The sequence below is a fragment of the Paraburkholderia sp. SIMBA_053 genome, assembly GCF_046534895.1.
GTDB lineage: Bacteria > Pseudomonadota > Gammaproteobacteria > Burkholderiales > Burkholderiaceae > Paraburkholderia > Paraburkholderia caledonica.
This window is the reverse complement of the sequence record NZ_JAWRXU010000002.1, coordinates 454,003-476,549: the sequence shown is the minus strand read 5'-3', so window position 1 is coordinate 476,549 and position 22,547 is coordinate 454,003. Positions and strand designations below refer to the sequence as shown.

The following is a 22,547-nucleotide window of genomic DNA, read 5'->3' as shown; positions in this document are numbered from 1 at the left end:
ACTTGCCGTTGGCGCCGCCGGAGGAGCCTCAATATACGGCTGGCCAGCGTGCTACAGAATCAAAAAATCCCGATCATGAAATCGAAAAAGGTGAAGAAAGCCTGCTGTGCGTGCCCTGCTGCAAATCCGCTGCGTGGTTCATGTCCGCCCGCCGTCTTCGCGCCTTATGTCCCGGCAGGCGCGTCGCGTCAAAACATCTGATTGATACCGATGCGCGCAACCGTCTGCGCGCTGGAACTCGACGGCTGATAACCGAACTGCTCCGCTTTCGCATTCGTGCCCGAAGCGCGCTGCAAACCGACACCTGCGTAAATCTGCGTGCGTTTGGACAGATAGTGCGTGAGGAACAGGTTGTACTGGTTGTACGTCAGACCTTCGAACATCGAACGGTTGTACGAAATGCCCATCACGTAGAAGCGCGCGCCCCCGCTCAAGTCGATGTTGACGCCGACCTGGTAGTTGCGCTCCGTCACCGAGCCATGCGTGTCTTCGAGCTTCACGTCGGTAAACGTCGCGTGCGGAATGAAGTTGCCCGCCGTAACGGAGCCGCCAACCGCAATGGTGCTATAGCGGTCGGCGTTGAACAGGGTGCCCTGTTTGAGCTGCTGACCGAGCACCGAGGTCACGCCGAAGACACCGAACAGGTCGGCGGTGCGGTTGTGCGACATCGAGTACGCCGCGCCCAGCTTCACCATGCCGTTCTGATAACGCGCACCGACGCTGTACTGCCGTCCTTCGCTGAAATTCGTCTGGTTGCCGAAGCTGTTCATCGCACCGGCCTGAAAGCCGCGATAATCGATCGACTCGTACTTCACCGAGTTGTCGAGCGCTCGCGTGTTGGCCAGTCCGTCCAGGTTACCCACGGTGTAGAACGACGAGATGCCCGGCACCGAGTTGTTCAATGCACCCACGTATTCGTACACGTAGTCGGGAATGTGGCCGAGACTCAGCGAGCCGAACCGGCTGTTCGCAATGCCCACGTACGCGTCACGGTTGAAGAAGCTCGTCGGATTGATCTGTGCGCCGGTGTTCGTCAAGAAGCCCGATTCGAGCCGCGCAAAAACCGTGTTGCCCCCGCCGATGTCCTCCTTGATCAGGAAGCCGAAGCGGTCTGGCGTGCGCTTGCCTGCCGACTCCTGATACAGATGCGCCCCGCGCGAGTTCGAAACCAGATCGACACCCACGTCGACGCTCCCGTAGAGCGTCACCGATGACTGCGCGAACGCGGGACTCCCCAGTACAAAGGCGCAGCCGCCTAATAACAGACTCGTCGTTCTCAACAAATGTCTCCAATGTTTTTTTTCGCCGGCCGCATGTGCACGTGCCGATCCGCATGTGGCGGATGCGAGCGACTTCGCTTCGCGTTTCGCTGCGCTTTTGCCAGATGTTGGCGAGAGTGTAGCCAATGGATTTAGCGTTTTGAATCGGAAATTATTTATCAACCCATCGAACAAAACGAATAAAGTCCTCAATGATCGGTAAAAACACCAGGTAGACGGGATTAATTGGCAGCCGCGCTTCTATTAGCGGGAACCCGGTGCTAACATCCGCCGCGTCGAGATTATGGATTTGCATTCGGGAGAACCATATGGATATGAGAGGCATGCCGCCGCGACGCATGGTGGTCGGTATTAGCGGCGCGTCGGGCGTCATTTACGGCGTGCGGCTGCTGCAGTTGCTGCGCAAGCTGGAGATTGAAACGCACCTGGTGATGAGCCGCTCGGCGCAAGTCACGCTCGCGCACGAGTCGGACTACAGCGTCGCCGACATCCGCGCGATGGCCAGCGTCTGTCACTCGAACACCGACATCGGAGCGTCGATTTCGAGCGGCTCGTTTCCGACCATGGGCATGATCGTCGCGCCCTGTTCGATCAAGACGCTCTCGGAAATCTCCACTGGCATGACGAGCGGCCTGCTCTCGCGCGCCGCCGACGTTACGCTGAAAGAGCGCCGCCGGCTCGTGCTGATGGTGCGCGAGACGCCGCTGCATCTCGGACATCTGCGCACCATGGCAGCCGTTACCGAAGCGGGCGCAATCGTCTACCCGCCGGTACCCGCCTTCTATGCCAACCCCGAGTCGCTGACCGACATGGTCGACCACACGCTTGGCCGCGTGCTCGACCTCTTTGGGCTCGACACGGCGACCGTGCAGCGCTGGGGCATGTAAGCCCGCCGCCACGCCGCGGTTACCTTTGAGGTTTCCTCACATTGGCCTTGAATTGCCTTTCAATTATCCATCACGTTTCTACAACCGAGGGTTTCTCCCAACTCTTTCCCGATTATCAAAATTCAGTGATAAGCCATTCGGATTAATTTGCTTCTTTCGCATGACGCGCTGAATTAAAGTAATTCCCGATTTCACCGGGTTTACCACTGACAAATATTATCGATTGATTGATAAACAGGATCGATAAAAGCGCCCATTACGAAAGAGGTCGAATCGTCGAATGAAGATAGTTATTGCAGGCGCCGGTATCGGCGGATTGACGGCCGCTGCCGCGTTGTTGAAAAAAGGTTTCGATGTCACGGTCTTCGAGCAGGCGCAGGCGCTCAAGGAAATCGGAGCCGGCGTGCAACTGAGTCCGAACGCAACTCGCGTGCTCTATCAGCTCGGCGTGGGAGACGCGCTCCAGGGTCTCGCGTGCGAACCGCTCGGCAAGCGCGTGCGTCTTTGGAACACGGGGCAGACCTGGCGGCTGTTCGATCTGGGCGCCGAATCGCGGGAAACGTACGGTTACCCTTACTTCACGCTGCATCGTGCGGATCTGCATGAAAAACTCGCCGACGTAGTGCGCGCGATGAAGCCGGACGCGATTCGTCTCAACCATAAGGTGGAGAGCTTTTCGCAGCACAACGGCAAGGTGCTGGTGCAGGCCGTCAACGGCGAAACGTGCGAAGGCGATCTTCTGATCGGTGCGGACGGTGTCCATTCGCGTGTGCGGCACGCGCTCTTCGGTCCCGACGAGCCGGTGTTCTCGGGCGTGATGGCGTGGCGCGGCGTGATCGACGCGAGCAGGCTTCCCGAGCATTTGCGTTCGCCGTATGGCGCGAACTGGGTCGGCCCGGGCGCGCACGTGATCCACTATCCGCTGCGCGGTAACGGCCTGATCAACTTTGTCGGCGCGATCGAAAAGTCGGGCTGGCAGGTCGAATCATGGTCCGAACGTGGCACGCTCGAAGAATGTCTCGCCGATTTCGAAGGTTGGCACGAAGACGTGCGCACGCTGATTTCCGCGATCGATATCCCTTACAAGTGGGCGCTGATGGTGCGCGAGCCGATGACCCGCTGGAGCCACGGCCACGCCACACTGCTCGGCGATGCATGCCACCCTACTCTGCCGTTTCTCGCGCAAGGCGCCGGCATGGCGATCGAAGACGGCTATCTGCTCGCGCGCTGCGTCGAACGCCATGCGCACGACGTGCCCCGTGCGCTGCAGCGCTATGAAGCGCTGCGGCTCGAACGCACCTCGAAGGTTGTGCGCGGATCGGCGGCCAACGCAACGCGCTTTCACAACCCGCAACTGGCCCATGCGGAAGGCGCCGCCGCCTACGTGGATCGGGAATGGAGCGAGGAACGCGTGAAAGAGCGCTACAACTGGCTTTTCGAATACAACGTCGACGCGGTCGAGGTCTGATTCGCACCGACCCCTCATTCGACGCCCCCGTACGACCCAGCAATACAAGGAGACACTGTGTCCATCGCTCTTAACCCTGCGGCGCCGGTGCTAGGCCTGCATCACTTTGCGTGGCGCTGCCGCGACGCGGAAGAAACGCGTCACTTCTATGAAGACATTCTGGGGCTGCCGCTCGTGCACGTGATCCGGCTCGACCGCGTGCCGAGCACCGGCGAATACTGCCCTTACGTGCACCTGTTCTTTGAAATGGCCGACGGTTCGAATATCGCGTTCTTCGATCTGGGTGACGCCACGGCCGCGCTTGCGTCGCCGAACACGCCCGCGTGGGTCAATCACATTGCGCTGCGCCTGGGAACAGTCGATCAACTCGAATCGATGAAAGCACGTCTGATCGGCAACGGCGTCGAAGTGCTCGGCGTCACGGATCATCACTTCGTGCGCTCGATCTACTTCTTCGACCCGAATGGCTTGCGAGTCGAATTGACGGTTCCCGTTGCACCCGCCGAAGAACTCGCGGGTTATAAGAAGCAGGCCCGGCCGGCACTCGACGCGTGGACCGCAGAAAAAGGCAAAGCATCGGAGACACGCCCCGCATGAGCGCGCTCAATTCCACGCACGATCCGGCGCGGCGCAGCTGGATCGAATCGGCGAACGCCGGTAACGCGGATTTCCCCATTCAGAACCTGCCGTTCGGCGCATTCGTGCGCGACGGCGAGGCGCGCAGCGGCGTCGCAATTGGCGATCGCATTGTGGATCTGCGCGCGCTGCACGACATGGCGCTGCTCGACGGCGACGCGGCGCTTGCGTGCGCGGCGGCCCGCGACGGCACGCTGAACGCGTTGATGGCGCTCGACACGCGCCATGTGAGCGCCTTGCGCGCCGCGCTGTCGGCGCTGCTCCAATGCGACGCGCCCGCACGTTCGCGGCTCGAGTCGTCAATCGACGCCGTGCTGCCACGCATGAGCGATGTGGAACTCACACTGCCCTGCACGATCGGCGATTACACCGACTTTCTGACGTCGCTCCATCACACCGAGCGGCATGGGCGCTACAAGGGTCTCGCCGACCCGCTTCCCCCCGCGTTCAAGTCGCTGCCGATCGCATACCATGGGCGCGCTTCATCGCTTCGCGTGAGTGGCGGCGCAGTGCGGCGTCCCCACGGTCAATATCGCGACGCGGAGGGCAACGTCTGCTTCGGCCCCGCGCCGATGCTGGATTTCGAACTCGAACTCGCTGCCGTGATCGGTCGCGGCAATGAACTCACGCAAGCCGTTCCAATCGAGCACGCTCGTGCACATATCTTCGGCTATTGTTTGCTCAACGACTGGTCGGCGAAAAGCATTCAATGGTTCGAGCAGGTGCTCGGGCCGTTCCTTGGAAAAAGCTTTCACTCGAGCATCTCGCCGTGGATCGTCACCGAGGAAGCGCTCGCACCGTTTCGCAAGCCAGCACCTCAGCGCGAGGCGACCGATCCTTCCATCCTCCCGCATCTGTTCGGCAAAGAAGACCAGCGAAACGGTGGTCTGAATCTGCAGCTTTTCGCCCATCTGTCCACGGCCGCGATGCGGCGCGTGCGCATCGATCCGGTGCGGATCACGTATACGCATCTCGACAATCTGTACTGGACGTTCGCGCAGATGGTCGCGCATCACACGAGCAACGGTTGCAATCTGCGCACGGGCGACCTGCTCGGCAGCGGCACGATTTCCGGTGCGAGCGATGAATCGCGCGCGTGTCTGACCGAATTGACCCATGCCGGCAAGAATCCGCTGACGCTGCCAGGCGGCGAATCGCGCATCGCGCTCGAAGACGGCGACGAAGTCGTGCTGAGCGCGCGAGCGAGCGCGCCGGGCGCCGTCTCGATCGGCTTCGGCGAATGCCGTGGATACATCGCGCCCGCTTTGCCGTACCCGCCACCGTTCAATGCATCAGCGCACGGAGAGCAGTGAACCATGACGACCCTCAACGGCTTCTCGCAGTTCGGAAACGGTCCGCACAAGGTCTTCGTGTTGAACGGCTGGTTCGGCAGCTCTGCCGACTGGAGCGCGCTCACGCCGGCGCTCGATCCTGACCGCTTCACCTACGCGTTCTTCGACTATCGCGGCTACGGGCTTTCGCGCGACATTCAAGGCGCATTCACGTTCGACGAAGTGGCAAGCGATGTGCTCGCCCTCGCTGACCATCTCGACTGGCGGCGCTTCAGCCTGGTCGGCCATTCGATGGGCGGCATGGCGATGCAATGCGTGCTGCTCGCGGCACCGGAGCGCATCGTGAAAATGGCAGGCATATCGGCTGTGCCCGCATGCGGCTCGCGAATGGACGAAGCGCGTCTCGCGATGTTTTCCGCCGCAATCGACGACGTGGCGAAGCGCGCAGGCATCATTCACTTTTCGACGGGTAGCCGGCTTGCTGCGCGATGGAGCGCGCACCTCGCGCAGCAATCGCAGCGCGAGTCGCGGCGCGAAGCGTTCGCAGCGTATCTGCCGCATTGGGCAACGGGCGATTTCGCTGCGCAGGTGGCAGGCAAGCCGACGCCGGTCAAGCTCTTCATAGGCGAACATGATCCGGCTATCACCGCGGATCTGACAACGGGCACGTGGCTAAAGTGGTATCCCAATGCCGCGATGGAAACGTTGCCCAATGCTGGGCACTATGCAATGTACGAAGTGCCGGTGGCGCTTGCCACCGCACTCGAAAACTGGCTCTCGAAGCCGTAACGGACCGCATCCAGCAGTCGGGCATGCGCGCGAGGACGACGCACATGCCGCAGGAGACACCATGTACGAAACCACTTATTTGCGCGCGGCATCGCTGGACGAGGCTGTCGGCTGGCTGCGCGAGCATGAAGAGGCGCGTCCGCTATCGGGCGGCATGACGCTCATTCCCACACTCAAGCAGCGCCTCGCCGCACCGTCGCACCTGGTCGATCTCACGCGGATCGACGCACTTCGCGGCATCGAAGTGCGCGGCGGCGTTTTGCGCATTGGCGCGCTGACGAAACACGCGGAAGTCGCGGCCTCCACGATCGTGCGCGGCGCGATTCCCGCGCTCGCGTATCTGGCGGGTGTCATCGCCGATCCGCAGGTACGCAACCGCGGCACGCTGGGCGGCTCGGTCGCGAACAACGATCCCGCCGCTGACTACCCCGCCGCCGTGCTCGGCCTGAACGCGCACGTCGTCACGTCGTCGCAACGCCGCATTGCGGCCGACGAATTTTTCGTCGACACGTTCGAGACCGCGCTCAGCACGGACGAACTCATTACCGCGATCGAGTTCGCGATTCCGGCGCGTGCGGCCTATGCGAAGTACCGGCATCCGGCGTCCGGCTATGCGGTGGCCGGCGTATTCATCGCCCAGTACGACGACGCGGTTCGCGTCGCGGTGACGGGCGCGGGCGCGTCGGTGTTCCGCTGGTTCGATGCGGAAAACGCATTACACGACGACCTTTCGCATGCGGCGCTCGCGTCGCTGTGCATCGACCGCGATACGCTTCCCGACGACGACCATGCGTCGGCGGCCTATCGCGCCCATCTGATCGAAACCTATACCCGCCGCGCGTTGCACGCGTTGCTCGCAACGTAACGGCGCGCGCTCATCGAGGAGACAAAGAATGGAATTCACTGGATCGCAAACCATCGCCGCGTCGCGCGAACAGGTATGGCAAGGACTCAACGACGCATCCGTGCTGCAGGGCTGCGTGCCTGGATGCGAATCCTTCGAGGCAGAAAGCGAAGACCGCTTCATGGCGGTCGTGGTGGCTTCGGTCGGACCCGTGAAAGCGCGCTTCAAGGGCACGCTCGATCTGTCCGATCGCGACGCGCCGAACGGCTACCGGATCGTCGGCCAGGGCGAAGGCGGCATTGCCGGGTTCGGCAAGATGACGGCAACCGTGACGCTCGCCGACGCCGAAGACGGCACGCTGCTCACCTATGTGGCACAAGCGCAGGTCGGCGGCAAGCTTGCGCAGATCGGCTCGCGTCTTGTCTCTTCGGTGGCCAATAAACTCGCCGCTGAATTCTTCAAGCGCTTTAACGCGACGCTCACTGCAGCGAGCCAGAGCACCGCGCAATGAACCGCAAGAACGGGAAACACGGGTGAAACATGGTTGAAGTCCAATTGCAGGTGAACGGCGCGGACGTCACGCGCGACGTACCGGATAACACACTGCTCGTCGAGTTCCTGCGCGAGCATTTACGCCTGACGGGCACGCACGTCGGTTGCGATACGAGCCAGTGCGGCGCGTGCACGGTGCATCTCGACGGTCAGGCCGTCAAATCCTGCACCGTGCTCGCGGCGCAGGCGAGCGGAGGCCAGGTCGTCACGGTAGAAGGTCTCAATGCGAAGTGCGGCGGCAAGCTGCACCCGGTGCAGGATGCCTTCGTTCAATGCCACGGGTTGCAATGCGGCTTCTGCACGCCGGGCATGATCATGTCGAGCGCGTTCTATCTGCGCGAGGAGCCGGCGCTCGACGAGGCGAGCATCAGTCATGCGCTGGAGGGCAACATCTGCCGTTGCACGGGCTATGTGAACATTATCGAAGCGGTTCGTCATGCGGCGCGCGAAATGTACCCCGATGCACCGTTCGCGAAGACGGAGGCGCCCACGTCATGATCGGCAAACCGATACCTCGCGTCGAAGACCGGCGCTTCGTGACTGGCCGCGGCCAGTACACGGACGATATCCACGTCGACGGACAGTTGCACGCGGCCTTTTTGCGCTCGCCGCATGCACACGCCGTATTGCGTTCGGTCGACATCGCCGCCGCGCGTGAAGCGCCCGGCGTCATTGCAGTGCTCGTCGGCCAGGATTATCTCGACGACGGCTTCCAGGGCGTGGATCATGTGCCGAACCCGGTCGACGCGGTCGACGCGACCAGGAAGGCCTTCCTCACGTCGCTAACCGGCTCGATTTTCAATCAGCCGCATATCCCTCTGCCGACAGATCGCGTGCGCTACGTGGGCGAGGCGATCGCCATGGTGATCGCACAGACGCCGCTGCAAGCACGCAACGCAACAGAGCTGATCGAGGTCGATCTCGAGGTGCTCGACGCGGTCGTCAATGGCGACGACGCGATGCAGCCCGATGCGCCGCAATTGTGGGACGGCGCGCACGGCAACCTGTGCTTCCAGACGCAGATCGGCGAGCGCGAAGCAGCGCGCAAGATCATCGCGGGAGCCGATCATGTGGTGCGCCGCGAGTTCCATCACAGCCGGCTAGTCAATTGCCAGATGGAGCCGCGAAGCGCAATAGGCGTTTATGACGCGGCAACCGACGTCTACACACTGATCTCCGGCAGCCAGGGCGCCGTGCGCCAGCAGCTTTGCCTCGCGCTCGCGCTGAAGGTGCCGCCCGCGCGCATGCGCGTTGTGTGCCCGGACACCGGCGGCGGCTTCGGGCCGCGCTCTTTCATCTACGTCGAACAGCTGGCCGTTGTATGGGCCGCCCGACGCATCGGCCGGCCCGTGAAATGGACGAGCGATCGCAGCGAAGCGTTTCTCTCGGATTATCAGGGGCGCGATGCGATCATCCGCTCGACCATCGGCTTTTCGAAAGACGGCCGTATTCTCGCAATCGACAACGAGTGGATCGGCAACGTCGGCGCGCACACGGTCTCGTATGTGCCGATGTCCAACGGCACGCGCATCATGACGACCGTCTACGATGTGCCCGTGGCCGCCGTGCACGTGAGTGCGGTACTGACCAACACGGTGCCGACGGCACCTTATCGCGGCGCGGGCCGTCCCGAGGCGACCCATGTGATCGAACGCATGCTCGACCTCGCCGCGGCGGAACTGCACATCGATCGCGCGGAGATTCGCCGACGCAATCTCGTGCCGCGCGACAAGCTGCCCTACCGGAGCCCCATGGGCCTCACGTACGACAGCGGCGACTTTGGGCGCAACATGGCGCGCGCCCTGACGCTTGCCCAATGGGACACCTTCGAGGAGCGCCGGGCGCAGTCCCGCGCCAATGGGCGGTTGCGCGGCATCGGTCTCGCCAACTACATCGAGTCGCCGGTCGGTGCGCCACGCGAGCGCATCGAACTCACGGTGCGCGTGGACGGCAGTGTCGATATCGTTTCGGGCACTCAATCGACCGGTCAGGGCCACGAAACGACGTTTGCGCAGGTGATCGCGCATCACCTCGGCGTGCCGATGGAAGCCGTGAAGCTGCGCACGGGCGACACCGCGTTCGTGAGCGTGGGAGGCGGCAGCCACTCGGATCGCACCATGCGCCTCGGCGGTATGCTGCTTGTCGATACGGCAAACCAGATCATCGCAACGGGCAAGCGCGTGGCCGCGGCGCTGTTCGACGTTGACCCGCAAAGCGTCGAATTCGCCGATGCGCAGTTCACGGCGCCGGCTAGCGGCCAGCAAGCGAGTCTAGCCGACATCGCGCTACACGTCTCGAAAGACGGACTGCCCGGCGATCCCTCCACGAAGACGCTGCGCGCCCACGCGGAGGTCAGCACACGCGTGCCAGCGCATCCGACGGGCGCAGCCGTCTGCGAGCTCGAGATCGACCCGGACACCGGCATGGTGGAACTCGTGAACTACACATCGGTGGACGACGTGGGCCAGCCGATCAATCCATTGATCGTCGAAGGCCAGGTGCACGGCGGCCTCGCGCAAGGCATCGGCCAGGCGCTGTCCGAGGGCTTTTATATGGACCGCGAGACCGGACAGGTGTTGACCGGCTCTTACATGGACTACGGCATGCCGCGCGCCGGCGCGATTCCACCGCTTAACGTCGAGTTGACGGAAGATCCGACGCACGGCAATCCGCTGCGCGTAAAAGGCGGCGGCGAAAGCGGCATCACGCCTGCCACGGCCACCATTTTCAACGCGCTGGCCGACGCGCTGCGCGAGTACGGCAACGACGAACTGGCGATGCCGGCCACGCCGAAGGTCGTCTGGGAATACATTCACCGCGCGCAAGGAGGCGCTCATGTCAACTGATTCCGTGACTATTCGCCGTCAGGGCGCGTTGCTCGAAGTGTTGCTCGACCGGCCGGAAAACGGCAACCTGATCGACCAGCCGATGAGCGATGCGATCATCGCCGCCGTCACCACGATCGACGACGACACGAAGCTCGTGCGCATTGTCACGAGCGGCAAGGACTTCTGCAAAGGACGTCAATCGCCGATGCCGCCGGCCGGCGCCAAGCCGTCCGCGGAAACGCTGCGCCGCGTGGTCGCCGCACCGCCGCTCGCGCTGTACGATGCGCTGAAGGCCGTGCGCGTGCCGGTGCTGTCCGTCGTGCGCGGCGAGGCGATCGGCGTGGGTTGCGCGCTCGCGGGAGTGTGTGACGTCGCGCTCGCCGCCGACGACGCGGTGTTCCAGATTCCGGAGATGGAACGCGATATTCCCCCGACGCTCGTCATGTCGGCACTGCTCGGACGCGTGCCGCTGAAGACGGTTGCGCATATGGTGCTGAGCCGCGCGCGGCTTACTGCTCATGAAGCCCTGGTAGCGGGACTCGTGAGCCGCGTCGTTGCCGCCGCGTCCCTCGACGCCGAAGCCGATGCGCTCACTGAAATGCTGCTCGGTTGCAGTGCGGTCACGCTGCGCGCGGTCAAGCAGTTCCTGCACCTCGCTCCGGAGATGCCCGCCGCGGCTTCGAGCGGCTTTGCCGCTCATCTTGCAGCCACCGCGCTGTCAGCACGCTTCTGAGGGCCGCGCGCCGCCCTTTGCACATGGACACTACATTGAGACCCAAGACCACCATTACTTCCACCGCGCAAGGCGCGCAATTGCCCGACCTGGAGCGTTTCCGGCTGCGGCGCTTTCTCGAATCGCTCGACGAGACCGAACTCGAGCGGCGCAACGAGCCTGTCGATCTCGCGGATATCGCCGGCATCATGGAAGGCAACCCGCGCGCCGTGTGGTTCGCGAAACCGGCGGGCGGCAACGTGTCGCTCGCGGGCAGCGTGGCGGCCAGCCGCTCGCGCCTTGCTCGGGCATTCGACACGACGCCTGAGCAACTGCTCGAAGTCGTGCGCGAACGTCTGCGCACGAAAGGCAAGCTCGTCGAAGTGAGCCGCGAGCAGGCGCCCGTGCAACAGGTCGTGCTGACCGGCGACGATTGCGACTTCACCGCGCTCCCCGTGCATTTGCAGCACGATCTGGACGGCGCGCCGTATATCTCGGCGTCGATCGATTTCGCTGTCGATCCCGACACCGGCTGGACCAATGTCGGCATTCGCCGGCTGATGCTGCGGGGGCGGCGCATTGCCGGCGTTGATCTGGTGGCGCCGTCCGATTTGCGCGCGATCTCCATTGCGCATTCGAAGCGCGGCGAGCGCTTGCCGATAGCGTTCGCCGTGGGCTCGCATCCAATCGATCACGTCGGCGCGACGATGCGGATTCCCGCCGACGAACTCGAACTCGTTGCAGCGTTGCGCGGCGCGCCGATGGGTGTCGTCAAATGCGTCACCAACGACCTGCTCGTGCCTGCCGACGCGGAGTTCATCCTCGAAGGCTATCTCGACGAGCGCGGCCACGCGGAACCCGAAGGGCCCTATGGCGAATTCCTGGGCTATTACGGCGGCATCAAAACCAACCCCGTGTTTCATCTGACTGCGATCACGCACCGCAAGGACGCCGTGTTTCAGACGTGCACGATTGGAGGCCGCACGATGGCGCGCACCGATACGGCCCAACTGGCCGCGCTGCGCACGGAAGTGACCGTATGGCGTGCGCTCGAAACGGCTGTGCGCGAAATCAAGGCGGTGTATGCGAGCCCGGCAACGGGCGGCATGTTCAACGTGCGTATCGCGATGCAACAGCGCGTGCCAGGCGAAGCGCGCAACGCGATCGCGGCCGTGTTCGCGTCGCTCGCCAACGTCAAACACGTGTTCGTGGCCGACCCAGACATCGATATCTTTTCCGACGAACAGATGGATTGGGCACTCGCCACTCGCTTCCAGGCCGACCGCGACCTGGTGATGCATAGCGGCATGCGTGCGATGCCGCTCGACCCTTCCCTTGCCGGTGCGACGGTCACGGCGAAGCTCGGCTTCGACCTTACGCTGCCGCTGCTGCGTCCGGGCGAAGAGCGCGATCTCGAACATCGTGTGCCGACACCGCCCGCACTCATCGGCGCGCGTTTCGACTCGCTGGAAGCCGCGCTCGAACACGGCCCCAAGCGATTCACGGAACTGATGTCGGCGGCAGGAACGCGCGACGGGCGCGAAGTGGTGCGCTGGCTCGAAGATACGGCCGCGCGCCGCGCCATTGTTCGCGACGACGAGGGACGATACGGATTTGCATGACAGGTCGCGTGAGATCCGCGTCACTCCGCACATGAGCCGCGATCGGGTGTTGTCCCGGTCGCGGACATCCGTGCACGGCGATAGAATCCAGGCAGCCCTCTCGTGCCCTGCCACCAAGGATCGTCGCAGATGAATCTGTCCCTGAAGCAACTCAAGGTGTTTCTTGGCGTCGCCAACGCGTCGAGCTTTACAAAGACCGCACAGAGCATGCACCTGAGTCAGGCAGCGCTGAGCGCGATCATCCGCGAGCTGGAGACGCAACTCAATTGTCGGCTGTTCGAGCGCACCACGCGCACGGTCGCATTAACGGAAGCCGGCCGCCTGTTCTATCCGACGGCCATGAAAATCGTCGACACGCTCGAGAAGTCCGTTATCGAACTGAACGAGCTTGGCCGGCAGAAGAAGGCGTCGTTGCTGCTCGGCTGCACGCCGATGATCGCAGCGAGCCTCATGCCGCAAGTGCTTGCGCGTTTCGCCGAGACGAGTCCGCAAGCACAACTCGAACTGGTCGATCGACCTCCGGGCGAGCTTCTGAAGATGGTCGAGGAAGGCGATCTCGACGCGGCGTTCGGCATCTTCTTTTCGCAACTGTCGGGTATAGATCGCGTGCCTATCTTTCCGACGCGGCTCGTCGTCGTGTCGTCGACAATGGAAGGCGCGCACGGAATCGGCAAGGTGCCGCGCGACGGTGTGCAATGGCGCGCGCTCGAAGGGCTGCCGCTCATCACCTTGCCGAAGGACAACCCCCTGCAGCGGCTGATAGAAGCTTCGCTGTCGAAAGAAGAAGTCACCGCGGGACGGCGGACGGTCGTGGGTCATCTGCAGACCGCCGTCGCCATGGCTCACGAAGGACTTGGCGTCGCGATCATGCCGTCGTTCTGCGAACACATCTGCCGTCACTACGAGGTACGCATCGACGTGATCCGGCCGGAAGTCGAATTTTCGTTCTATCGGATCACGCGCAGCGGCCGCGATACGCTGCCCGCGTTGGATCAGTTCACGCAGATGTTCGCGGCGGCGGCGCAGCTGAGTCCGTCCAACGCGGCTTCGAGAGCAAGGTAATCGCGTCGGCGTGTCCGGTGCCGCTTGGCCGCCTCGCCGCCTCGCCGTCCCGCACGTAGCGAACCGGCACCGCTTCATAAGTACTCGACGTTGCCATCCACACTGATTGCCTGCCCCGTCACGTTGCTGCCCGCCGGCGACGCGAGAAACAGTGCCATTGCCGCGATGTCGTCGACAGTCACCATGCGGCGCAGCGAGATCTTCTTCAGATACTCTTCGCGCATCGCGTTAAACGGGATTCCAAGGGCGTCGGCACGAGCGGAGATCACGCGGTCCATTCGTTCGCCTTCCACCACGCCGGGCAGAATCGCGTTGACGCGCACATTGCTCGGTCCGAGCTCCGCAGCGAGCGATTTGACCAGCCCCACGATCGCCCATTTCGTCGACGCGTATGGCGTTCGGAACGGATACCCAAGGCGTCCCGCAACAGAAGACATCGCGATGATGCTCGCGCAGTCCGATGTCTCCTTGAGTACCGGCACCGCCTTGCGCAAGAAATAGAACTGACTGTTGAGATTAGTGGAGACAGTACTCTCCCATTGCGCGGGATCGAGTTCCTCCACGGCACCCGTAGGTCCCGCTATGCCGGCGTTATTGACCAGAACATCGAGTCCGCCGAGCTTGCGCCGCGCATCGTCGATGATCTGATCGACCTGTGCCTGCTTCGACACGTCGGCGATGCCCGCGTGCAGTTTGGGGAATCGCGACGTGGCCGCATCGATGGCGGGCTGGTTCACATCGCAGATATAAACCTCTGCTTGCGCCTCGATGAAGGCTTCGGCGATCGCCAGGCCGATTCCCGCAGCACCTGCTGATACGAATACCCGCAGCCCGGGCCTCGGCTTCAAAAGATCAATGATGCTCATGCTCGTGTCTCTCCGATGTTCTTGATATGGCTCGTTTTGCGGCCTGTAGCGCGGCTAGTAGCGTGGCTAATAAAGCCGCTCACAGCGTGAGTCCTCCGGTGGCCTCGATAACCGCGCCGTTGACATAGCTTGCTTCGTCGCTCGCGAGGAACGCGTAGATGCTGGCGATTTCCTCGGGCTTGCCGAGACGGCGCAGCGGCACCTGGTCGCGCATCTTCGTCAATACATCTTCAGGGATCGTTTTGAGGATAGGCGTGTCGATGAAACCCGGCGCAACCGCATTGACGCGAATGCCTTTCGGACCCAGCTCGCGACTCCATGTCTTCGTGAAGCCAATCACGCCGAACTTGGCTGCGGCATAGTTCGTCTGTCCGTAGTTGCCGTAGACGCCCACCACGGAACTCGCGTTCAGGATGACGCCGGAACCCTGTTCGATCATGGTATCGACAACGGCCTGGGCGGTATGGAAAACGCCGCGAAGGTTCACGTCTATCACGTCGTCGAATTGCTGCAGCGTCATTTTTTGCAAACGGGCGTCGCGCGTGATGCCCGCGTTGTTCACCACCACATCGATGCGCCCATATGTGCCGCGCACTTTGGCGACCATTTCATCGACCTGCGTGCGATTGGTGACATCGACGGCAAATGCGTCCGCCTTCCCGCCCGCTTCGCGACACAGGTGCGCGACCGTCGCCACCGCATCGAGATTCATGTCGCACGCGATCACGACCGCCCCTTCGCGTGCGAACTTCAATGCTGTTGCCGCGCCGATCCCCTGCCCCGCGCCGGTAATAATCGCGACTTTTCCGTTCAGCTTCATCGTTGAATATCCTTACTGTAAAAGCCCAAGCTCGAACATGCCCGCTATGGTTTCATCTGTGCAGCCGGCCCCGACGACGCAAGCACACCGGCCTCGCTGCGCATTGCTCGCGCCAGCACAGGAACCAGTGCGAGACCGAGCACCCCGGCAATCAGGATCACCGTGAAACCGGCATCGCTTCGACCGGAGGATGTTTCTGCAATACCGAACAGATACGGTCCGACGAAGCCGCCAACCAAACCGATCGTGTTGACGAACGCAAGGCCGGCGGCTGCCTGAATGCCTTGCAGACGCTTCATCGCGATCGCCCAGTAAGAAGGCAGCACACCGCCCGCGAAGAACGCAGTCACCGTGAGCAGCGCAATGCGCGCGGCGGGATTCGTCACTGCAAGGTACGCACAAGCACCCAGGATAAGCCCTGCGGTCAGGATACCGAGAAACACACAGTCGCGATCCGTGCGGCGGTGAATACGCGGAAGAACCAGCACGCCAAGCAGAAAGCCGAGACCGACGCTCGCCGAGAGAAAACCTACCACGAGCGACGAATCGACATGCATCTGATGAATGATGGCGGGCGTAAAGAAATAGAGTCCGACGAACGCGACCTGATTCAGAAAGTAGATGAGGCCAATCAGCACCGTCGTCGGCCGTTTCAGAGCGGCGATCCAGTTCGCGGACGAATAGTCGGCGCGGCCGTGCCCGTCGATCACCGCATGCGTCTCAAGCACATCGCGCTCGGCGGCCGAAAGCCATCGTGCGTCGCGCGGCCGCTCGGGCATCTTGAAGAACAATACGATGCCGACGATCACGCTCGGAATGCCTTCGAGCATGAACATCCATTGCCAGCCGTGCAGGCCGCCGAAGCCGTCGAGTTGCATCAGCGCGCCGCCCAACGGATTGCCGAGCATGAGCGCGAGCGCCGGCGCAATGTAGATCCAGCCGACCACGACAGGCCGGTCGTGCGGTGCGAACCAGAGCGTCACCATATACATCAGCGCGGGGAAAAGGCCCGCTTCCGCAATGCCCAACAGAACACGCAACACGTAGAACGAGGACGTTCCCTGCACGAACATCATCGCCGTCGACAGAATGCCCCACGTCACCGCGATGCGTGCGATCCAGCGGCGCGGCCCGACCTTGTGGGCTGCGAGGTTGCTCGGAACTTCGAGCAATGCATAGCCGAGAAAGAAAATGCCCGAGCCGAAACCGTATGCGGCGGCGCTGATGCCTACATCCGCCGCAAGCTGAAGCTTCGCGAGCGCCACGTTGGTGCGATCGAGGAAGGACATGAAGTAGATGGCGCACATCAACGGGATGAGTCTGGCCATTGCTTTGCGCGTGGCGATGCGATGCAACTGCCCGACCCGCTGATCGGCGGAAGCGGTATCCATAACGTTGTCTCCAATATTTGAAACAGCTCTATTTTTTTGTTGTTGCGAGGCAAACCAGGACTCATCGGGTGATGAGTCCCGTAGCAGGTACAGAGCGGCTACAGATTGACCTGATCGGCGCCCTTGAGGCCCAGCATTTTTCGCGCGTCGGCGGGCGTGGCGATTTCCAGAGACAGCTCTTCCAGAATGCGCCGGATTTTGCGGACCTGTTGCGCGTTGGTCTCCGCCTTCACGCCCTTCGCGAGATACACACTGTCTTCCAGACCCACGCGCACATTGCCGCCCATGATCGCGCTCATGGTCACGAGCGGCATTTGATGCCGACCTGCGCCGAGCACCGAGAAGTGATAATTCTCGCGGCCGAACAGCCGGTCTGCCGTGGAACGCATCAGCAGCATGTTTTCAGGGTCGGCGCCCAGACCGCCCAGAATCCCGAACACCGATTGGATGAAGAACGGCGGTTTAACGAGGCCCTGATCGACGAAATGCGCAAGGTTATAGAGGTGGCCCACGTCGTAGCATTCGAATTCGAAACGCGTGCCGCTTTCGCCCAGTTCCAGAAGAATGTTGCGGATGTCCCTGAAGGTGTTGCGGAAGATCATGTCTTCCATTCCTTCGATGTAGTCCTTCTCCCAGCCGTAGCGCCACGATGAGATTTTTGCGGCGACCGGATGGATCGAAAAGTTCATCGAGCCCATATTGAGCGAACACATCTCAGGTCTCGCCAGTCGCGGATACGCGAGACGTTCTTCGAGCGTCATGCGCGTGCTGCCGCCTGTCGTGATGTTGATGACGGCGTCGGTCGCTTCGGCGATCGCAGGTACGAAGGCCTTGAAGATTTCCGGACTCGGTGTCGGGCGGCCGTCAACCGGATCGCGAGCATGCAAGTGGATGATCGCGGCGCCCGCCTGAGCCGCTTCGATCGCCTGATCCCTGATTTGCCCAGGCGTGATCGGCAGGAATTCGGACATCGACGGGACATGCGTTGCCCCCGTGATGGCGCATGAAATGATGACCTTTCGGCTGGTGTCGCTCATTGAAATATCCTCGATTGCGGACATGATCCGGCGCACTGTCGTACCCGACCGGATCACACGTCCACGTTGTCCCCATTGTCTGCAGATGCCGCGACCGCTGTGCGGGCGCATCGTCTTGTGTAGTCAATCTTATTTCGATACGATCGCAGTGGTAAGGTCATTTCCGGACATGGAGATGTCCCCCGAGGACAATTTGCGGAGCTTTCTTTGGCATCGACCCGCCCATTGCTTAACGAGCGTATCTACGCGCCGTACAAAATCGCCGCGCTGGTCGAAGTCCTCGCGGAGCAAGGCATTGCGGCCGAAACCAGTCTGAAGGGAAGCGGCCTGACAGTGGATCAACTCAACGACGCGTCCGTGATGACCTCGGTGCGTCAATATGCAGTGGTGGCCCGCAACGCGGTGCTGCTCTCGCGCGACCCGGCGACGCCGTTCAAGGTCGGCTCGCGTCTGCACCTGTCGGCGTACGGCATGTACGGCTATGCGTTGATGTCGTGCCTGTCGTTGCGCGATTACTTCCGTCTCGGCGTGAAGTACCATCGCCTCGCAACACCTACGGTGACAATCGACTGGACGGAGTATCCGGACAAGGCTGTCTGGTCGTTTCCGGACGCGTTCGTTTCGAGCCCGTCGCGCGAACTGCGCGAGTTCATCATCGAGCAGCAGTTCACGCAGCATGTCACGCATCTGCAGGACGTGGCCGGCCATAGCTGCCCGCCGCTCAAGGCCTGTTTTTCGTACCCTGCTCCGCCGCATGCCGGCATCTATTCGCAGTACCTCGGCTGCCCGTGCTTTTTCGACGCGCCGCAATGCGAGCTCATCTACGACAGCGCGATTCTGAACCAGAAGCCGCAACTCGCGCACAAGCTCACGGCAACGCTGCTGCAGGAAACGTGCGATCGCCTGATCGGGCAGGCGAAGACCTCGGTGGGCACATCCGGCGAGGTGTACCAGATTCTGATGAGCACGCCCGGTGTTTTTCCAGGCATGGAGGAAGTGGCGACAAGGCTGAACCTTACGAGCCGGACCTTGCGGCGCCACCTTGAAACAGAGGGAACCTCGTTCGTGGCAATCGTCGACGATGTGCGCTGCTCGCTCGCTATCGAATATCTGCAGTCGACAAGAATGAGCACCGAAGATGTCGCGATGCTTTTAGGCTTCAGCGACGCTGCAAACTTTCGCCGCGCCTTGAAGCGGTGGACAGGAAAAGGGCCTGGCGAACTGCGGCGGTGAGCGCGTTTCCAAAGCCCTGTGCCTGCGATTGAATGGCAGTACTGCGAACGTTAATGTGCTCTTCGAACGCAGATACTGTTAGCGGGAACTCACGCGACCCGAGTGCATGAAAAGCTTTACCTTCAGATCCGCGCGTAAATCGAACTGCCGATTGTGAGCGTCGTCGCACTGGTCGACGCGAAACGGATCTCGTAGAGGTCGCGCCCGAAATTGCCCGGCACCTTGACCGACATGCCACCGAGCGTGTCGCTCAACGGCACGAATAGCTGGTAGCGAAGGTCTTCGTTGCCGTATAGCACGTAGCCCGGAAGTTCGTTCAGTGTCGCGAAAAATCCCGGCGGATTGCCAAGAACGACGATCGGCACGGCGCTCGGCGAATCGTTGGTCAACGTCCATTGCGTACCGACGCGTTGCTGCCACGCGCTGTCGAGCGCCGCCAGCGGTGTCATTTGCTGACCGACCGGCAACGTCAGATAGGCATAGCCCGCGCCCGGCACGACGCGCTTCATCAGATAGCGATAGTTGAACGCATTTCCCCCGCTGTCGCTGCCCGACACGACTGCGAAGCGGTACGACGCCGTGTCGGTATCGCTTGCCCACCAGCCGTCGCTGCGATACCGGTATGCGCCAATCTGCGCCCAGCCTCGCGTGTGGGCGTCCCACTGGTTGATCTGCAGACTACCGTCCGCGTTGGCAAGCACCTGATACGGCGAATCCGAATTGCCGTAGATGCCCGCGCCGCTCGCAATGTCCGGCCCCGATGCAACCGGCGCGGGCGTCGTACCGATCCTCGCCGGCAGCGACGAAATCGTGCCGTCTTCTTTCAACGCCGACAGCACCAGCGTTTCAGCAATCCCGCGAGCGTCGTATCCCGCATTGCCGGTCACCAGCAGCGCGAAATGCGAGTTGGGCACAACGAAAAATTCGGTCGAATAGAACGCAGTGCCGCCGTCTTTTTCCCACCCGAGCACGCCTGCAGCGTTGAGCGCCGGCTGCACCACGGTGTCCCAGCCAAGACCCCAGCGCCATTCGGGCGATGGGTTGATCGTCAGGCTTTTCGTCTGGTCCGCGCCCATCTCCGCGATGCCTGCCGCGGAGACGATGCGCCGTCCTTCGAACACGCCGCCGCCGTAGATCATCTGCGCGAGGTTCATCATGTCGGCGGGCGTGGAGCTTAGTCCTCCGGTCGCGTACGCATTGACGAATTCCTGGCGCTGCGTGCCGTTCACGTAGGGCAGCGAGAACGATCCGCTGGAAGGCACGCTCGTCAGATAGCTGGAGTTCGTCATCTTCAGCGGCGCGAGAATCTCCGACTGGACGAAGCTCACGAAGCTCTGCCCCGTCACCGCGAGCACGACCTGCTCGACCATCGTGAAGCCGTCGTTGCAATACACGGCCAGTTCACCGGGCAAATGCTTCAGGTGCGAGTTGGCGAGTTCGGCTTGCGTGTCAGCGGCGTAGCCGGCAACCGGCTCGAACGTGAAGAGATTGCGCCCATTTGTGCCGGGCAGACCGGATGCATGCGACAGCAGATGACGCATGGTGATCTGCGCGTATTGCGGCGACAGCATCGTGAAGGCCGGCAGATATTTGACGATCGGCGTGTCGAGCGCGATTAGCCCACGATCGACGAGGATCGTCGCCGCCAGCGCCGGGAACAACTTACTGACCGAGCCGATGTTGAAGCGCGTCTGCGGCGTCGCCTTGATCTGCCCCGGCACCGATGCCAACCCGAAGGCCTGCTGCCAGACCACCGCGTTGCCTTTGACCATCGCGACTGAAATCGCGGCGACGCCATTCGACGGATCACTGACGGCCTGCTGGATCACCTGTTGACCAAGTGCAATGGTCTGCTGATAAGGCGTCGAATGGAGCTCGTCGTTGCCGCAGCCGGGCAGCACGGCCGCGAGCACCCCGGCGCCCGTGTAGCCGAGAAACTGCCGCCGCCCTTCGCTGGAAAGTCCCTCGTTATTGCGGTTGCATCTGGCCACGGCATTCCCCTTTGTTCAAGTTTTTCAGGACCTGCGACAAGTGTTTCTTCAACCGTGGCACCGCCAGCACGGCGAAGCCATTTTCCGCATCTTCGACACAATGCAAGGGCGTTTCGCGTGCTGCACCCTGCACCAATCATAGCGGCGCAATGAGAGCGCGAGTAGCAATGTGTCGAGATGCTGCGAGGCTTTGGCTCAAGAGTGCGCCTAACGAGTTGCAACACCTGGTCGGGGCAGCCGGCTAAGCTTTCGAACGATATGTATCTTGTGAAGGGCCGCCTAAGCAGCCGCTTCTTGCAGTTTTTCCACCAGCATCAAGGCGTTCGGCACCGCCTCGCCGTGCGCGGTGTTGTCGAAAATACACCAGACGTCGGCTCCGGATTCGCGGGCTTCGACAATGCGCGCCGCGACCGCTTCGATGAACGGCTCGTCGTAGGCCGAATAGTAGATTCGAGGCGAGCCGTGCAAACGGATGTACAAGGTGCGCGGATCGCCCACCGGCTCGGCGCCGGCGACGGGCGGTGGATGCGCGCGCACGCAGGCGACCCTGCCATCTATTAGCGTTTGCGCGGCTTCGTCGGTGAACCACGATGCATGACGCGGTTCGCACACAACGCGCACGTTTGTGAGGTCGCGCAGCAGCGCAAAGAAGTCGCTTGCGACGGATTTATCGAATGCGAGGCTCGGAGGCAACTGCAGCAACAGGCAGGCCATTTTCTCGCCTAGGGGCGCGACCTGCGCGAGAAATGCGCTTATGGCGGCATCGGCGTCGCGCAACCTGAGTTCGTGCGAGACCGCCTTCGGAATCTTCACGGAAAACCGGAATGCTTCGGGTACGGTTTCCGCCCAGCGGGCGTAGGTTTTCGGCTGATGCGGGCGATAGAACGACGAGTTGATTTCTACTGCCGGGAACACCCGCGCATACCGCTCGAGATGGCTGCCATCCGTGGGAAATTGCGCCGCGACATTGGATGACAGCGCCCAGCCTGCACAGCCGATAAGTATCGGCGATGCGGTGGGACGAGTCTCGCGATGCGTCGAATGGGTCATGCTTGTAGGCGCAGCAAAGTCCGGGCCTATGCGGCGTGGTGATGCCGCTGGGTTTAGCAGCTAGATGTGGCACCGACAAGAAAAAGGCCCGCGGGGAAGCGGGCCTTGCGAGATGCTGACGGCGGGAAGGCTGCGGGAGCAGCGTTCCTTTGGGAGACTTTTTACGTCGACGATGGCTTGGGTCGCG

The 22,547-nt window shown here is 62.2% G+C and carries 20 protein-coding genes; 13 read left to right on the top strand and 7 right to left on the bottom strand.

The features are described from left to right. Nucleotides 1-188: 188 nt before the first annotated feature. Nucleotides 189-1,280 (bottom strand): porin, encoded by a 1,092-nt coding sequence (locus SB753_RS08670; protein ID WP_204520611.1) that lies wholly within the window; start codon nucleotides 1,278-1,280, stop codon nucleotides 189-191. Between the two features lie 308 nt (nucleotides 1,281-1,588). Here SB753_RS08670 and SB753_RS08665 point away from each other — a divergent pair, with 308 nt between their 5' ends. The 12 genes from SB753_RS08665 (at nucleotide 1,589) to SB753_RS08610 (ending at nucleotide 13,972) form a co-directional block, all read left to right on the top strand. After that, nucleotides 1,589-2,167 carry a UbiX family flavin prenyltransferase gene (locus SB753_RS08665; RefSeq protein WP_410799968.1) on the top strand — a complete coding sequence of 193 codons (579 nt, stop codon included), beginning with the start codon at nucleotides 1,589-1,591 and terminating at the stop codon, nucleotides 2,165-2,167. A gap of 280 nt (nucleotides 2,168-2,447) precedes the next feature. After that, nucleotides 2,448-3,635 carry an FAD-dependent monooxygenase gene (locus SB753_RS08660; protein ID WP_087752198.1) on the top strand — a complete coding sequence of 396 codons (1,188 nt, stop codon included), beginning with the start codon at nucleotides 2,448-2,450 and terminating at the stop codon, nucleotides 3,633-3,635. A 57-nt stretch (nucleotides 3,636-3,692) separates the two neighbouring features. Further along, on the top strand, nucleotides 3,693-4,232 hold the full coding sequence (locus SB753_RS08655) for a VOC family protein (protein ID WP_410799967.1): 540 nt from the start codon (nucleotides 3,693-3,695) through the stop codon (nucleotides 4,230-4,232). After that, a complete protein-coding gene (gene fahA / locus SB753_RS08650) occupies nucleotides 4,229-5,584 on the top strand; it encodes a fumarylacetoacetase (protein WP_410799966.1) in 1,356 nt (451 codons plus the stop codon). Before SB753_RS08655 ends, fahA begins: the two co-directional genes overlap by 4 nt. Before the next feature lie 3 nt (nucleotides 5,585-5,587). Then, the gene (locus SB753_RS08645; RefSeq protein WP_410799965.1) at nucleotides 5,588-6,352 is read left to right on the top strand and encodes an alpha/beta fold hydrolase; all 765 of its coding nucleotides are present in this window, start codon (nucleotides 5,588-5,590) and stop codon (nucleotides 6,350-6,352) included. 61 nt (nucleotides 6,353-6,413) lie between these two features. Continuing rightward, a complete protein-coding gene (locus SB753_RS08640; protein WP_410799964.1) occupies nucleotides 6,414-7,217 on the top strand; it encodes an FAD binding domain-containing protein in 804 nt (267 codons plus the stop codon). A 28-nt stretch (nucleotides 7,218-7,245) separates the two neighbouring features. Continuing rightward, a complete protein-coding gene (locus SB753_RS08635; protein ID WP_087752202.1) occupies nucleotides 7,246-7,707 on the top strand; it encodes a CoxG family protein in 462 nt (153 codons plus the stop codon). Between the two features lie 29 nt (nucleotides 7,708-7,736). Next, the gene (locus SB753_RS08630; RefSeq protein WP_087752203.1) at nucleotides 7,737-8,246 is read left to right on the top strand and encodes a (2Fe-2S)-binding protein; all 510 of its coding nucleotides are present in this window, start codon (nucleotides 7,737-7,739) and stop codon (nucleotides 8,244-8,246) included. Then, a complete protein-coding gene (locus SB753_RS08625; RefSeq protein WP_410799963.1) occupies nucleotides 8,243-10,594 on the top strand; it encodes a xanthine dehydrogenase family protein molybdopterin-binding subunit in 2,352 nt (783 codons plus the stop codon). The genes SB753_RS08630 and SB753_RS08625 overlap by 4 nt, the downstream gene beginning before the upstream one ends. After that, nucleotides 10,584-11,309 carry an enoyl-CoA hydratase/isomerase family protein gene (locus SB753_RS08620; protein ID WP_410799962.1) on the top strand — a complete coding sequence of 242 codons (726 nt, stop codon included), beginning with the start codon at nucleotides 10,584-10,586 and terminating at the stop codon, nucleotides 11,307-11,309. Before SB753_RS08625 ends, SB753_RS08620 begins: the two co-directional genes overlap by 11 nt. A 35-nt stretch (nucleotides 11,310-11,344) precedes the next feature. After that, on the top strand, nucleotides 11,345-12,910 hold the full coding sequence (locus tag SB753_RS08615) for a UbiD family decarboxylase (protein ID WP_410799961.1): 1,566 nt from the start codon (nucleotides 11,345-11,347) through the stop codon (nucleotides 12,908-12,910). A 129-nt stretch (nucleotides 12,911-13,039) separates the two neighbouring features. Continuing rightward, the gene (locus SB753_RS08610; protein ID WP_087752207.1) at nucleotides 13,040-13,972 is read left to right on the top strand and encodes a LysR family transcriptional regulator; all 933 of its coding nucleotides are present in this window, start codon (nucleotides 13,040-13,042) and stop codon (nucleotides 13,970-13,972) included. Nucleotides 13,973-14,046: 74 nt separating this feature from the next. Here SB753_RS08610 and SB753_RS08605 read toward each other — a convergent pair whose 3' ends face one another. The 4 genes from SB753_RS08605 to SB753_RS08590 all read right to left on the bottom strand — a co-directional run bounded on the left by SB753_RS08605 (nucleotide 14,047) and on the right by SB753_RS08590 (nucleotide 18,086). Next, entirely contained in the window at nucleotides 14,047-14,838 is a 792-nt protein-coding gene (locus tag SB753_RS08605) for an SDR family oxidoreductase (RefSeq protein ID WP_408484911.1), read from the bottom strand. Between the two features lie 79 nt (nucleotides 14,839-14,917). Further along, nucleotides 14,918-15,658 (bottom strand): 3-oxoacyl-ACP reductase FabG, encoded by a 741-nt coding sequence (gene fabG, locus SB753_RS08600; protein WP_288823969.1) that lies wholly within the window; start codon nucleotides 15,656-15,658, stop codon nucleotides 14,918-14,920. A gap of 44 nt (nucleotides 15,659-15,702) precedes the next feature. Next, nucleotides 15,703-17,049, bottom strand: a complete 1,347-nt coding sequence (locus SB753_RS08595; RefSeq protein ID WP_410799960.1) for an MFS transporter — start codon at nucleotides 17,047-17,049, stop codon at nucleotides 15,703-15,705. A gap of 98 nt (nucleotides 17,050-17,147) precedes the next feature. Further along, entirely contained in the window at nucleotides 17,148-18,086 is a 939-nt protein-coding gene (locus SB753_RS08590) for a 3-keto-5-aminohexanoate cleavage protein (RefSeq protein WP_410799959.1), read from the bottom strand. A 207-nt stretch (nucleotides 18,087-18,293) separates the two neighbouring features. Here SB753_RS08590 and SB753_RS08585 point away from each other — a divergent pair, with 207 nt between their 5' ends. Further along, nucleotides 18,294-19,319: an AraC family transcriptional regulator gene (locus SB753_RS08585; protein WP_027804256.1), complete on the top strand. Its 1,026-nt coding sequence runs from the start codon at nucleotides 18,294-18,296 to the stop codon at nucleotides 19,317-19,319. Nucleotides 19,320-19,441: 122 nt separating this feature from the next. On the opposite strand, the gene SB753_RS08580 is transcribed toward SB753_RS08585, so the two are convergent. Both SB753_RS08580 and SB753_RS08575 read right to left on the bottom strand, forming a co-directional pair. After that, the gene (locus SB753_RS08580; RefSeq protein WP_410799958.1) at nucleotides 19,442-21,310 is read right to left on the bottom strand and encodes a serine hydrolase domain-containing protein; all 1,869 of its coding nucleotides are present in this window, start codon (nucleotides 21,308-21,310) and stop codon (nucleotides 19,442-19,444) included. 279 nt (nucleotides 21,311-21,589) lie between these two features. After that, nucleotides 21,590-22,360 carry a DUF72 domain-containing protein gene (locus SB753_RS08575; RefSeq protein ID WP_410799957.1) on the bottom strand — a complete coding sequence of 257 codons (771 nt, stop codon included), beginning with the start codon at nucleotides 22,358-22,360 and terminating at the stop codon, nucleotides 21,590-21,592. Nucleotides 22,361-22,547: the final 187 nt, after the last annotated feature.